Consider the following 13,068-nt stretch of genomic DNA (forward strand, 5'->3'; position numbering starts at 1 on the left):
GACTATAAACCTAGCAATCTAGCAATATAGGCACTTACGATTATGATGCAAGCCAATGATTTACGCCTGACTTTTAACCCAGGCACCCCTATCGAAAACCCTGCTCTTCGCGGGATCAATCTCAATATCGCAGATGGCGAGTTTGTCACAGTCATCGGGACTAATGGCGCGGGCAAATCGACTTTTTTGAATGCAGTTAGTGGTACGACGCGCGTCGATAGTGGTTCGATTTTATTGAACGGTATCGATGTCACCAAAAAGTCAGCCCATCAGCGCGCGCACTGGGTAGCACGTGTGTTTCAAGATCCGATGGCGGGTACTTGTGAAGCGCTTACTATCGAAGAGAACATGGCTCTAGCTTATAAGCGCGGCGGCAAACGTGGTTTGAGCTTCGCTTTAAATCACAATAACCGCGAGCTGTTTCGCGAAAAGCTATCGGTATTGAAATTAGGGCTTGAGAATCGACTTACCGATCGCATGGGACTATTATCAGGTGGTCAACGTCAAGCGGTCAGCTTGCTTATGGCTTCCCTGCAACCTTCCAAAATCCTATTACTCGATGAGCATACCGCAGCGCTCGATCCAAAAACGGCCGCTTTCGTCTTAGAGCTGACCGATAAAATTGTCACCGATAATAATTTGACAACCATGATGGTCACCCATTCTATGCAGCAAGCCCTCGCCCACGGTACGCGCACCGTCATGCTGCATCAAGGTCAAGTGGTATTAGATGTGGCAGGCGAAAAGCGTCAAGGCATGACAGTACATGATTTACTCGATATGTTTGAGCGCACCCGCGGTGAAAAGATTGATGATGATAGCCTGATTTTGAGTTAATAGGCTCTCGTTTAGACAGTAAGTGTTTTTTTAATGACTGGCCGACTGCTAAAAACCCAAAGATGCGCGTTATTAAAAATAACTTCTGCTAAAAACCAATAAACGCTCTCACCGATAAAACAAAACCTCAAGGGCTAAATACGCTTGAGGTTTTTTATATAAAGAGGATAATTGCTTTAAAAGCTGTTTGTTACATCTATGTACTTTGATCAAAAGATTCACGGTATAGGGCTTACTTAGCGGATGGTACTTAAATCTTACTATCTACTTTGACAAATCCAAAGTACGCAGTCTGAGCGAGTTGGCAATCACTGATACCGAAGACAGACTCATCGCCGCCGCTGCTATCATAGGACTAAGCAGTAGTCCAAACGCAGGGTAAAGTACGCCTGCGGCAATCGGTACGCCAATAGCGTTGTAAATAAAGGCAAAAAACAGGTTTTGTCTAATATTGCGCATGGTCGAGCGGCTCAGCTTATGGGCTTTAGCAATCCCCATTAAGTCGCCTTTGAGTAAAGTCACACCAGCGCTTTCCATCGCCACGTCAGTCCCCGTACCCATTGCAATGCCGACATCGGCTTGTGCTAAAGCTGGCGCATCATTGATACCATCGCCTGCCATCGCAACCAATTTACCGCTATCTTGCATCTCTTTGACGATACGATTTTTATCTTCAGGTGAGACATCCGCATGCACCTCATCGATGCCTAATTTATTGGCGACGGCTTGCGCGGTTTTTTGGTTATCACCCGTTAGCATAATGACTTTTAGTCCTGCATCGTGTAGCAGTCCTATAGCGTTCTTGGTGCTGGGCTTGATAGGATCAGCTACGGAGATGACACCAGCGGCCTTGCCGTCTATCGCGACAAACATTACCGTTTCGCCCTCTTTTCTGCGCACGTCAGCTTTGTCTGATAAATCTTGATCATAGCTATTTAGGCTCTCCATGAGCTTTGAGTTACCGATAGCCACGGCTTTACCATTGACGATAGCTTCTACGCCCTCACCGGTGGTTGAATTAAAATTTTGAGCTTTAGGGATAGTCAAGGATTTATCTTGTGCAGCTCTCACAATCGCTTCTGCTAAAGGGTGCTCACTAGCGCTTTCTACTGCGGTAACTAATGCCAAAAACTCATCTTCATCTTGACCTGATAGCGCATCAATGGCCGTCAGCGCAGGTTGTCCTTCGGTCAGGGTTCCGGTCTTATCAACCACGATGGTATCAACTTTTTCCATAGTCTCAAGCGCCTCAGCGTTTTTGATCAATACGCCGTTTTGTGCGCCTTTACCTGTCCCGACCATAATAGACATAGGAGTGGCCAGACCAAGGGCACAAGGGCAAGCAATAATCAGTACTGCAATCGCGTTTACCATAGCGTAGGCCATCGCAGGCTCAGAGCCAAATATGGCCCAAACGATAAAGGTAATAATAGAGATCACAATAACAATAGGCACAAACCAGCCTGCCACTTGGTCAACTAAGCGCTGAATGGGCGCGCGACTACGCTGGGCATCGCTTACCATTTGCACGATTTTGGACAGTACTGAGTCCTCGCCGACATTAACCGCCTCAACCAGTAGCGTACCGGTACCATTTACCGTACCGCCTGTGACGTCGTCGCCTTGCTCTTTGGTCACGGGGATGGGCTCGCCTGTCACCATAGATTCATCAACACTACTACTGCCCTCAATGACCATACCGTCGACAGGAAGCTTCTCGCCGGGTCGCACGCGTAAGTGATCACCCGCGACCACTTCATCTAGTGAAACCTCAACCTCTTCACCTTTGTCGTTAACTCGTCTAGCCGTCGGCGGTGCCAGCTCAAGCAGGGCGCGAATCGCGCCTGAGGTTTGACTTCTGGCTTTGAGCTCTAACACTTGACCGAGCAGAACCAAAGTCGTAATGACTGCGGCCGCTTCATAATAAACGCCAACTTGACCGGATGCCCCTCGAAAGCTATCTGGGAAGATGCCTGGGAAAAAGGTTGCGACAATACTAAACCCAAAAGCTGCGCCGACCCCTAACGAGATTAGGGTAAACATATTAAGGTTGCGGCTCTGAATCGACTGCCAACCGCGCACAAAAAAGGGAGCCGCGCCCCAAACCACGACGGGCGTGGCGAGCACTAACTGAATGATTTGACCCATTTGACCTGAGAGATCCAGCGGCCCGATCTGCTTAAAGTTAAGGCCGACCATCTCGCCCATAGCATAAATAAATAGCGGTAAGGTCAGCAGGGTACAGATCCAAAAGCGACGCGTCATATCGTCAAGCTCTTCGGTATCTTCTTCGCCCGCTGTAATGGTCTCAGGCTCAAGCCCCATACCGCATATCGGACAGCCGCTGTTTCTGACGTCTCTAACTTCTGGATGCATAGGGCAAGTGTAAACCGTACCATGGTAATCTTTTGGTACTTTGTCAAACTTGCCAGCTTCATTCAGTTTTTTGTCCATATTATGAGACATGACGCTGCTCCTTAAACACAGTAAACAACGGTACGTATTAGCACCATTACTCTTTATTCAAGCTCTTCGATTAATGCTTGCATCTCGCCGATTTCGCGCTTTTGAGCTTTGATGATGTCCTCTGCCAATTGACGAACACGCGGGTCATCGATATCGGCGCGTTCACTGGTCAAAATAGCGATAGAATGGTGCGGTATCATCGCCTGCATCCAATCCACCTGATCGACGGTTTGCTGTGAGCGTACGCCCCATAAGCCAAAAGCAAATAGCACGATACTAAGACCATAAATCATCAAATTGACCTTAGTTTTTTTATACATATTACCCATAAAAGCAAGCATGATAACAGCCATCATCGCACCCATATATAGTGCCATATAAGCACGGGTCTCACTAAAATAGACGTGATCCCATTTATACGTATTAAAGTACATCATGATGTACATGACGATGGTCGAGGTCAGAATCATCAGACCAAATTTGACATAAGGATTCATTTTTTGCTTATGGTTCATATCGTTGTTCATGCGATTACTCCTTTTTTATAGTTATATGGTTAAGCTAATTTAAAATTGATCTTTAGTTGCTTAGTCAAACCATTAATATACTTATTAAATTCAGCTAAATAATAATTTAACAAAAAAGCACCTTTTAAAAGGTGCTTGTTTAGTCGTTAACACGTTAGTAATAGTATCAAGGTTCATACTAATGTTAATCTCAGCACTCTAAATAATGAGATATTTGTGCATTTAGAACTAGGAACCTAGAACCAAAATTTTACCCCTGCGGTGACGCTACTAGTGTCAACACCTTCATTGTTTTGGCGACGTAAGTCTCTTGCATCTGATAATACTGTCTCGTAGCTAAAGCCGACATACGGAGATAGCTGACGACTGAGCATCTCATAAGTGAGCCGAACCTCAGTTCCAAGCTCATTAAAGCCCTTAGTAATGTCATTATCAGTATCATCCTTGCTAAATGCTGTCAGCTCCACCTCAGGTATGACTACCCAATGCTGATCCAAGCGCCACTCATATTCTGCACCAAGATCGAGCTGGACTTGACCATCAGTATAAACATAGGCTCTAGCATCAGTCTCAATAAAGTAAGGCGCTGTGCCGACGATACCCGCCATCAGTGCTGACTTGTCGTTTTCAGTGTTATAAGCGATGCCGGCTTCGCCATTCCAAAAGATACTAAGCGGCTGCCAATAAGCAAGCGAGCTTAGACTATCGATTTCTTTGTCATCTTCGGTCGCTGCACTGCCTTCAGTACGTAATCTAAGACGGCTACTATCATCACCATACCAACCCTCTATCTCAAAGTTGATTTGATCGTCCTCGAACTGATAGCCCAAATCATCTACCGATACGCCCCAAGTCGGCAAGCTACCCATCATCACCGGCTTACCATACTCACCATAGCCTACGCCATTGGAATAATCAGGGCTACGCGCGTCAGCAGGCGGCTCTCCGCCTTGCATTCCTGACATGTCCATATCCGACATACTCATGCTGCTATGATCCATACCCGACATATCCATGCTGCTATGATCCATATTCGACATTTCAGCAGCCATGGCAAAAGGCGATGCTAGCAAGAGCATTGATGATAAGCCAATGAATGGCAGAAATTTTTTAATTGTTTTCATAATAAAACTCACCTTCCACAATTCATTAAACGACAGCGACTTCTCTAAACATGCCGGCTTCCATGTGATAAAGCAGATGGCAATGCCAAGCCCAGCGTCCTGCCTCGCCCGTCACATCAAAACTTACCTTTTGCGCAGGATGTACTAAGATAGTATGCTTGCGTACTTGAAAGTCGCCATTAGGCGCACGCAAATCACTCCACATACCATGTAGATGCATCGGGTGGCTCATCATGGTGTCATTGACTAAGGTAATACGCACGCGCTCGCCCGGTTTGATATTGACAGGCGGCGCATCCTTAAACATAATGCCATCGAGCGCCCAAATATAGCGCTCCATATTACCCGTTAGATGAATCTCAACCTCGCGAGTCGGTTTGCGCTGTTCGTTCATGATCTCGTTGCCAACAGAACGCAGCTGGCTATACGTCAGCACCTCTCTATCGATGTTACGCAGATTAATCCCAGGATCATCTAGGTTCATGCGCGGACTATCGACGCGCATATCGGTCTTAAAGTCATACTCAGTCTTGGCATGGTGCGCGTCATAACCCTTGTCGCCCATCGCCCCCATCATATCGGCCATAGTGAGCCACTCGATACCATCCATCTGAGGTGTGACAGCGCGAGCGCCCTTTTGAGTAGCTAGGGTCGCGGTCACATAATCGGTGCGATCGATGTTTTGCGCAAAGATAGTATGGGCGTCTTTAGTTGGCGTGACGATGACATCATAAGTCTCAGCCACACCAATACGAAAATCATCGACTTCTACTGGCGCGACATCATTACCATCAGTGCCGACGACTTTTATCTTAAGACCGGGTATGCGCACATCAAATATCGTCTGCGCCGAGCCATTGATAAAGCGTAGCTTAACAGGTTGCCCTGCCTTGACCAGCTGCGCCCAATTCGCTGCGGTAGTCTTACCATTAATCAGATAAGTAAAAGTCGTCTCCCCTGACAAATCACTAAAATCAGTCGGCATCATGCGCATCTGATTCCACATTTTGCGCTTATCAAAAGCGGCCTCTATATCGGTGGCGGCGATATCAGAAAGGAGTTTTTTGAAATCTGGTAGATGATAATTATCAAAGTCAGCGCGCTGTTTGAGTAGTTTGTGTAACGTATGTGGATCACGGTGCGTCCAATCACTGAGCAAAATCACATGATCTTCTGCCACCGGATAGCGCTCCACCGCTTTTGGCTCGATGACGATCGCGCCGCGCATACCCGTTTGCTCCTGAAAGCCTGTATGCGAGTGATACCAATAAGTCCCTGATTGTTTGAGTTTGAACTTATAAGTAAAGGTACTATTGGCAGGGATGCCGTCGAAGCTAATACCCGGCACACCGTCCATCTCAAAAGGTACGAGCAGACCATGCCAATGAATAGAAGTCGGCTCATTCATCTGATTGTGCACGCGGATGATGACCGTATCGCCCTCTTGCATCTTCAGCGTTGGCGCAGGTAGTGAGTCATTAATCAGCGTGGCCATACTGGATTTTCCATTAACAATAACAGGCTTTTTGCTGATATAAAGATCGAACTCGTTACCTGTGAGGATAGGCACTTTATGATCGGGTCTATCGCTATTAATGACCGCGTTATTTTTCGAGCTGCCCAAAGCACTATTGGCCATCGTTGGCAGGCCAGATAACATGGACGCCCCTACCAAGGCGGACGATCCTGTCAAAAAATGACGACGGTTGAGCGTATTTTTATTATTCATAAGATGACTCGTAATAAGGAATTAATAAATACTAAAATCTCTAAAAACGCTTCAAACTATAGTTGCTGCTGCGGCGACTCAATTTGTGCATAAACCGTGCTGCTACCGTCTTTGTTAATTTGCATGATTTGATACGGATCAAATCTGTTTTGATACTCCATACCTGGACTGCCCATAGGCATACCCGGAACCGCAAGGCCAATCGCCTCGCTTGGTGGGTTTGCTAAAAACTGTGCCACGTACTTGGCCGGGACATGACCTTCAAATACATAACCATCACTCGTCACTGTAGTATGGCAGGAGCGCATATTATTAGGTACGCCGTAGCGCTGTTTAAATACCGCTAAGTCGGTGACGTCTTGACCCTCAGCTGTCATACCATGATCCTCAGCATGACCGATCCACTCTTTACAGCAGCCGCAATTGGCATCTTTATAGACTGTTGCTGAGACGTTTTGTAAGATCGTTGGCTCAGACACCGCTTGCATGGACTGCAAAGGTGCTGGCATAGCGCTTTGAGTGCTCGCGTCTGTTTGTGACATTTGCACATTAGTAGGCGCGCTATCATTTATAGGCTGCACCTCGGCAGCTGTGCTTTCAGGCCCACTGCAAGCCATCAATGTCGATGCCGCTGTCAAGACAACGAATGAACCCAATAGCTTTTGGTATTTAGTAGCCATCATACTTTTATCCTTTTAAAAACATATCTTGTCTTATCTAACATTAACTTATCTTACATCGATCAGGGCAAACCTTATATCTAAGTACACCTGATCTAAGCTAGCAATAACTGAACTGCTACTTCGTTAAGCTATAGTCAGCTCAAAGTAAGATTGTTATAAATTCAAACGCGCTACTGGTATAAATTTTACTTGCGTGCTGTTATCACAGAGGCTGCGCAAAATTCATTCCGGCAGCGCTATGTTACTTTTAGAGTGAATTGACTATAACTAATGTTCTGTCTTCTCCATAGCTTCACTATCTAAAGACATGGCGAGCATATCGGTATCAAATCGAGTGGTCAGCATCGTGTATTGATCAGCGCTCAGCTCAGGTAATACTCTAATAAAGGCGACCATTGCCCACAGTCTATCGTCATCATGAGTCGCGCCCCAAGCGGGCATTGCCGATGCTATAATGCCATGTTTAATCGCCCAAAAGCTCTGCTGAGCACCCGCTTCGCTTTTGTAACGCTCAACCACTTTTGCATTAGTAAAATTAGGCGGTTTAGGGTATAAACCTGCGCTAAGGTCAGTGCTCTCTACCGCTGGAAACAAATGGCAGCCGGCACACATATCATTATAATCGGCCCCGCCTGAGCTAATCATGGCCGCCTCATCGAGCTTTGGTACTGTAATATCTTCGCTAGCTTTTGCTATTGATTGGCTACGAGCCCAATTTAAAAAATCATAGACCATAGGCTGATGTGCTTTATCCGCTGCGACACTAATCATGCCGCTACTGACCACTGCAAACACCCCGATTATCGCGGCTATGACACTAAATAATATTCCTAATAAAAACTTCATTGGTTTTATGCCATCCATTGGCTTTGCCCATTAAAGAAGCAAGTTATCGTTAACTGCGGATTTAAGAGCTTTTGTTGCTGCTCACAGGCTTATCACTTACGCAATGCCTTTGATACATCTGTTTCATTTTGCCCATATTGTTCATCATAGCTTTCATCGCAGCATCGTCCATATTCATTTGGCTATGATCCATGTTTTGCATCATCTGCATATGTTTTTGTATTTTTTCACAATTCATTTGATCTTTTTCACCACGCATCTCTGGAGAATGCGCTAAGGCTGAGGTTGAAACGGCTAAAGCGATAGCAGTGGTTACGATTGATTTAAATAAAGACTTTGATTCAAATGGTGACATAGTTGATCCTTAATGAGTTTTGAGGGCTTTTATTAGCTTAAAGCATAGCTTATTCATTCTGACAGAGACATGACAGCAAGATGACAATCTTGTCATCTTCACTAAATTAAATACTGCTCACAGGGCTATTGCGCTAGTATGCTTATATCAGCGCGTGCTACAAAATATAAAAATAGCCACTGGCAAGCTTAAGAAGTAAACCCAAGGAAAAAGCATGAAAGTGTTATTAGTAGAAGATGAGATAAAGCTTGGCGAGTATATAAAAAAGGGTCTGAGCGAAGCCGGTTTTATCGTTGAGCATCGAGCGACAGGCCTTGATGGCTATCACGCAATGATGACCGATACTTTTAATGTCATCATTATGGATGTGATGCTGCCTGACGTTAGCGGCTTTGAATTGGTGAGCAATTATCGCGCGGCGGGCAAGCTGACCCCTGTGCTATTTTTGACCGCTAAAGATGAGCTAAGCGATAGAGTCAAGGGTATTGAGATTGGCGGTGATGATTATCTTACTAAGCCCTTTGCCTTTGCCGAGCTTATCGTGCGTGTCAAAAACCTACTGCGCCGTGCCAATCAAGCGGACTATCAAAATACGGTGCTGCAACTTGCTGATCTCAAGCTAGATATTGCTAAACGCATGGTACACCGCAGCGAGAGATCGATTAAGCTGACTGCTAAAGAGTTTGCGTTATTACAATTTATGCTTGAGCGTCAAGGGGAGGTATTGCCGCGCTCGGTTATCGCCTCCCAAGTCTGGGATATGAACTTTGATAGTGATACCAATGTGATCGATGTGGCAATACGGCGGCTAAGGCTCAAAGTAGATGATGAGTTTGAAACTAAGCTTATTCATACGGTACGCGGTATGGGCTATAAGCTAGAGGACAATGCTGCCAACGCTGACAGTAATGAGAGCCATAAAAGTACTGATTCCCAAATTGACCTGGACTCAAATCTGGTCTCAAAATAGAATAGCGTATCATGACGTATAAAGCTGACAATCGCCGCCTGCCTCTGCTATGGCGCACCATCTTCTTATTGACTATCTTTGTGGTGCTATCGCAGATAGTAATTTATATCTGGGTGGGCCACTCAGTGAAAGGTCACTTTGAAGAGATGGACGCTGAGATTATCACTCACGCCGCCTTTAATTGGCGTCAACGTCTAAGCGATTTAGAGGCGCAAAATCCAGACACTGCTTTAACAGAATTGAGCGATCCATATAAGGTAAACAAAGATAAACATCTACATTCCTCAGCGCTCGATTATGACCTAAAAACCGTCATTACTGATAAGCAAGGACAGCTATTATCCACCACTCCGAACAGCTTTGCTCATGAGTTAGGTGATGATTTTAATCTCATAACTTTGTGGCAAAATAACGCGCAGCAGCAGTTTGTCACTCATATAAATGACAGACATTACCGCGCTATCGTCATCGAAAACGAGCAAGCGCTATCGCTTATCGCGCTGCCTATCGATGTTCATCATCAGTACTTGGTGCAGTTTAACCGTCAGCTAAGCCTGATCTTATTTGTCATTACCCTGCTGCTAGTGTCTATTGCCGCGCTGAGCGTCTATTGGGGCTTTGCGCCATTGGCAACGATCGTGCAAAAGATGAAAGGTATCAATCCTGAGCGCTTGGATGAGCGGCTGACGGTCAGCGATATGCCATTAGAGCTGCGTCCGTTGGCTCAGTCGTATAATCTGATGCTGGCAAAGCTTGAGAGTAATTTTGATTCTTTATCGCGCTTCTCGGACAACATCGCCCACGAGCTACGTACGCCACTTGCGACGCTCACCACCCAAACCCAAGTCATGCTAAGTAAACCTAGAAGCCTTGAGGAATATACCGAGCAGCTCCATCATCAGCATGACACCCTCGCGCAATTATCGAGTCTGATTAATAACATGCTGCTGCTTGCCAAAACTCAAAAGGGGCTGAGTGATTCGCAGCGGCAACCTGTCGATAGTGAGGTGCTATTAACTAAGCTTATCGACTACTTCGAGCTCATAGCAGAGGAGCGCGATATCAGTTTTGAAAAAAGTGGCGCGTTTGGCTTGCTATTAGGGGACAACAGCTTACTACAACGACTATTTGCCAACCTGCTCTCCAATGCCATCTATTATGCTGCGAGCAATAGCGTCATCGAGATTCAGTCTGTGACTACATCTAAAATGGCAACTATCACTATCACCAATCAATTGCCTGAGCCGTTAGCGCAAAAGGAGGCGGATAAGCTCTTTGAGCGTTTTTACCGTTATGATAAAGCCGATCAGCATCAAGCAGGTGCAGGTTTAGGTCTATCTATCGTGCAAGCGATTGCCAAAGCTCACAGTGGCACAGTGAGTATTCGTATCAAAGACGAGTATTATTTTGAGGTCACGGTCGAGTTGCCAAGCTTGAGATGATATCTTTTACTGTTTTTTATCAGGGCGTGTTGAACAGGTTTTGGTCACCTTTTGGTCACCGAGCGGTTGGTCACTTACTTTCAAAAGATAGAGCGCATGCGCAAAGACTTATTACTCATGCACTATTAAAGAATAGAGCACTTTATAAAGATGAATATAGCAAAAGCAGCCAACCTTTATAAGTAAAGGCATGAAGAGGAAATACAGACACAAAAAAACCCCAAACAAAGTTATGTTTGAGGCGAAACTTGCTTAAACTTGAGAGTTTAAATTCGTTTTAAATATGGCGCAGCGGACGGGACTCGAACCCGCGACCCCCGGCGTGACAGGCCGGTATTCTAACCAACTGAACTACCGCTGCTTAGGTCGTCTTAGCATCTTGCCTTTATAAAAGGCCCACTTGCTAATAAGTGGTGGGTGATGACGGATTCGAACCGCCGACATTCTGCGTGTAAGGCAGACGCTCTACCAACTGAGCTAATCACCCTGAAGAGCGTATAAAAAAGCATTGCTTTTTTAGCTCTGCAAGAGAATTTTCCTTAAAGGGAAAATTCTAGAAACCTTAACCCAAAACTGAGTTTAAGATTTCTTATATCCAGCTAATCAAGACTGTCACCTCTTAATTAACTTCTAACAGCTCAGAACCAATAAAGCCCCTTGCTGTGGGTGTGTATTATATAGATTTAGTGATGCCTGTCAAACAGTTTTCACCATTTTTAGTAAATTTTTTTACTTTTTATAGTGACTTACTAGCAAGCAGCTGTTTTTATTAGCTTTATATTCAAAAAATATTTAGATAATTTGTTTCCTGCTTACTAGCTACCTCGTCTTAGTAATAGAAATTTATTTAGCAGCGGCCAGCGCTTTTTCAATATCAGCTTTAAGAGCCTCAGGCTTAGTGGTTGGTGCATAACGCTCAAGCACTTGCCCATCGCTACCTATCAAAAACTTAGTAAAGTTCCATTTGATACCATCAGTGAGCAGGCCACCTTTTTGCTCTTTAAGCCACTTAAAAATTGGATGGGCATCGCTACCATTGACATCGACTTTGGCCATCATCGGGAAGCTGACGCCGTAGTTTTTTTGACAAAAAGCGCCGATCTCTTCGTTACTACCGGGGTCTTGTCCGCCAAACTGATTACACGGAAAGCCAATGATGGTTAATTTTTGGTCTTTATACTGCTCATTTAGGACTTCAAGCCCCTCAAACTGCGGGGTAAAACCACATTTGCTCGCGGTATTAACCACTAGCAGCACTTGCCCCTCAAAGTCAGCAAAAGACTGCTCTGTGCCATCCATACGCTCAGCCGTAAAATCATAAATCGTACTCATTATTCATCCTTAATTAAATTGTCTTTTATTACGCTTCACCTATTTATAAAAAGACCTACTGATAAAAAAATAAGGGAGCCTTATTAGCTCCCCTACTATATCTTAAAGCCTGCGTGATAAGTAGCTCATACTGAATACCGCTTAATCTTCCGCTTTATCCAAATCAATAGACACCGAGTTGATGCAATAGCGCATACCCGTGGTCTCACGCGGCCCGTCAGGGAACACATGGCCTAAATGCGCGTCACAATTACTACAAGTCACTTCAGTACGGCGCATACCTAAAGAGTCGTCAACGTGCTCGTCGATAGCAGCATTATCGATACCTTGATCGAAACTTGGCCAACCGCAGCCAGCATCGAACTTGCTCTCTGAATCAAACAATTTGGCACCGCAAGCTTTACAGCGATAGATGCCTTTATCATTAACGTCATTATAGACGCCAGTGAAAGGACGTTCGGTGCCCTTCTCGCGGATGACATGATACTCATCGGCACTTAAACGCTGTTTCCAGTCGTCTTCGGTTAACTGAGCGATCTCTTCTTTGGTAAGTTGGCTGTCTTGCATAGTCATTCCTTATTCTTAGTCTCTAGATTAAAAGTCGCTTGATTAAAATTTTGAGTCTTCAAAACTTTCTGCCCTATAAGATATGATGTTTATCACTCATTATTCAATGTATGGCTAGCCGCAATTACTAAAATCACACGTTAAAATTCGCTTATATTTTTGTAAGTATATAAACTACTTTTGCTTTGAT

General features: G+C 45.0%; 12 protein-coding genes and 2 tRNA genes. 3 read left to right on the forward strand and 11 right to left on the reverse strand.

Going from position 1 to position 13,068, the window contains the following annotated elements; all coding sequences use genetic code 11:
• The first annotated feature begins 42 nt into the window (after positions 1-42).
• Positions 43-837, forward strand: a complete 795-nt coding sequence (locus I3248_RS00095) for an ABC transporter ATP-binding protein (protein ID WP_025647265.1) — start codon at positions 43-45, stop codon at positions 835-837.
• A 264-nt stretch (positions 838-1,101) separates the two neighbouring features.
• On the opposite strand, the gene I3248_RS00100 is transcribed toward I3248_RS00095, so the two are convergent.
• From I3248_RS00100 to I3248_RS00130, 7 genes are all read right to left on the reverse strand, one after another.
• Positions 1,102-3,303 (reverse strand): copper-translocating P-type ATPase, encoded by a 2,202-nt coding sequence (locus I3248_RS00100; protein ID WP_238062106.1) that lies wholly within the window; start codon positions 3,301-3,303, stop codon positions 1,102-1,104.
• A 53-nt stretch (positions 3,304-3,356) separates the two neighbouring features.
• Entirely contained in the window at positions 3,357-3,830 is a 474-nt protein-coding gene (locus I3248_RS00105; protein ID WP_238062107.1) for a DUF305 domain-containing protein, read from the reverse strand.
• 236 nt (positions 3,831-4,066) lie between these two features.
• The gene (locus I3248_RS00110; protein ID WP_238062108.1) at positions 4,067-4,954 is read right to left on the reverse strand and encodes a copper resistance protein B; all 888 of its coding nucleotides are present in this window, start codon (positions 4,952-4,954) and stop codon (positions 4,067-4,069) included.
• Positions 4,955-4,979: 25 nt separating this feature from the next.
• Positions 4,980-6,683 carry a copper resistance system multicopper oxidase gene (locus tag I3248_RS00115; RefSeq protein ID WP_238062109.1) on the reverse strand — a complete coding sequence of 568 codons (1,704 nt, stop codon included), beginning with the start codon at positions 6,681-6,683 and terminating at the stop codon, positions 4,980-4,982.
• Between the two features lie 56 nt (positions 6,684-6,739).
• On the reverse strand, positions 6,740-7,366 hold the full coding sequence (locus I3248_RS00120) for a DUF411 domain-containing protein (RefSeq protein WP_238062110.1): 627 nt from the start codon (positions 7,364-7,366) through the stop codon (positions 6,740-6,742).
• Between the two features lie 267 nt (positions 7,367-7,633).
• A complete protein-coding gene (locus I3248_RS00125) occupies positions 7,634-8,230 on the reverse strand; it encodes a cytochrome c (protein ID WP_346268412.1) in 597 nt (198 codons plus the stop codon).
• Positions 8,231-8,273: 43 nt separating this feature from the next.
• Complete coding sequence (locus I3248_RS00130) at positions 8,274-8,567, reverse strand: hypothetical protein (protein WP_238062111.1); 294 nt, start codon at positions 8,565-8,567, stop codon at positions 8,274-8,276.
• Between the two features lie 214 nt (positions 8,568-8,781).
• Here I3248_RS00130 and I3248_RS00135 point away from each other — a divergent pair, with 214 nt between their 5' ends.
• Complete coding sequence (locus tag I3248_RS00135; RefSeq protein ID WP_238062112.1) at positions 8,782-9,537, forward strand: heavy metal response regulator transcription factor; 756 nt, start codon at positions 8,782-8,784, stop codon at positions 9,535-9,537.
• Positions 9,538-9,548: 11 nt separating this feature from the next.
• The gene (locus tag I3248_RS00140) at positions 9,549-10,979 is read left to right on the forward strand and encodes a heavy metal sensor histidine kinase (protein ID WP_238062113.1); all 1,431 of its coding nucleotides are present in this window, start codon (positions 9,549-9,551) and stop codon (positions 10,977-10,979) included.
• Positions 10,980-11,263: 284 nt separating this feature from the next.
• On the opposite strand, the gene I3248_RS00145 is transcribed toward I3248_RS00140, so the two are convergent.
• The 4 genes from I3248_RS00145 to msrB form a co-directional block, all read right to left on the reverse strand.
• Positions 11,264-11,340, reverse strand: a tRNA-Asp gene (locus I3248_RS00145).
• 50 nt (positions 11,341-11,390) lie between these two features.
• Positions 11,391-11,466, reverse strand: a tRNA-Val gene (locus tag I3248_RS00150).
• A 356-nt stretch (positions 11,467-11,822) separates the two neighbouring features.
• On the reverse strand, positions 11,823-12,311 hold the full coding sequence (locus I3248_RS00155) for a glutathione peroxidase (RefSeq protein ID WP_238062114.1): 489 nt from the start codon (positions 12,309-12,311) through the stop codon (positions 11,823-11,825).
• A gap of 141 nt (positions 12,312-12,452) precedes the next feature.
• Positions 12,453-12,878 (reverse strand): peptide-methionine (R)-S-oxide reductase MsrB, encoded by a 426-nt coding sequence (gene msrB, locus I3248_RS00160; RefSeq protein WP_025647286.1) that lies wholly within the window; start codon positions 12,876-12,878, stop codon positions 12,453-12,455.
• Between the last annotated feature and the right edge of the window lie 190 nt (positions 12,879-13,068).

The organism is Psychrobacter sp. Ps3 (assembly GCF_022129275.1).
GTDB lineage: Bacteria > Pseudomonadota > Gammaproteobacteria > Pseudomonadales > Moraxellaceae > Psychrobacter > Psychrobacter submarinus.

Excerpts from the sequence above, each read along its gene's own strand:
- I3248_RS00095 (WP_025647265.1), top strand. The coding sequence starts at position 43 with ATGATGCAAGCCAATGATTTACGCCTGACTTTTAACCCAGGCACCCCT.
- I3248_RS00100 (WP_238062106.1), bottom strand. The coding sequence starts at position 3,303 with ATGTCTCATAATATGGACAAAAAACTGAATGAAGCTGGCAAGTTTGAC.
- I3248_RS00105 (WP_238062107.1), bottom strand. The coding sequence starts at position 3,830 with ATGAACAACGATATGAACCATAAGCAAAAAATGAATCCTTATGTCAAA.
- I3248_RS00110 (WP_238062108.1), bottom strand. The coding sequence starts at position 4,954 with ATGAAAACAATTAAAAAATTTCTGCCATTCATTGGCTTATCATCAATG.
- I3248_RS00115 (WP_238062109.1), bottom strand. The coding sequence starts at position 6,683 with ATGAATAATAAAAATACGCTCAACCGTCGTCATTTTTTGACAGGATCG.
- I3248_RS00120 (WP_238062110.1), bottom strand. The coding sequence starts at position 7,366 with ATGATGGCTACTAAATACCAAAAGCTATTGGGTTCATTCGTTGTCTTG.
- I3248_RS00125 (WP_346268412.1), bottom strand. The coding sequence starts at position 8,230 with ATGGATGGCATAAAACCAATGAAGTTTTTATTAGGAATATTATTTAGT.
- I3248_RS00130 (WP_238062111.1), bottom strand. The coding sequence starts at position 8,567 with ATGTCACCATTTGAATCAAAGTCTTTATTTAAATCAATCGTAACCACT.
- I3248_RS00135 (WP_238062112.1), top strand. The coding sequence starts at position 8,782 with ATGAAAGTGTTATTAGTAGAAGATGAGATAAAGCTTGGCGAGTATATA.
- I3248_RS00140 (WP_238062113.1), top strand. The coding sequence starts at position 9,549 with ATGACGTATAAAGCTGACAATCGCCGCCTGCCTCTGCTATGGCGCACC.
- I3248_RS00155 (WP_238062114.1), bottom strand. The coding sequence starts at position 12,311 with ATGAGTACGATTTATGATTTTACGGCTGAGCGTATGGATGGCACAGAG.
- msrB (WP_025647286.1), bottom strand. The coding sequence starts at position 12,878 with ATGCAAGACAGCCAACTTACCAAAGAAGAGATCGCTCAGTTAACCGAA.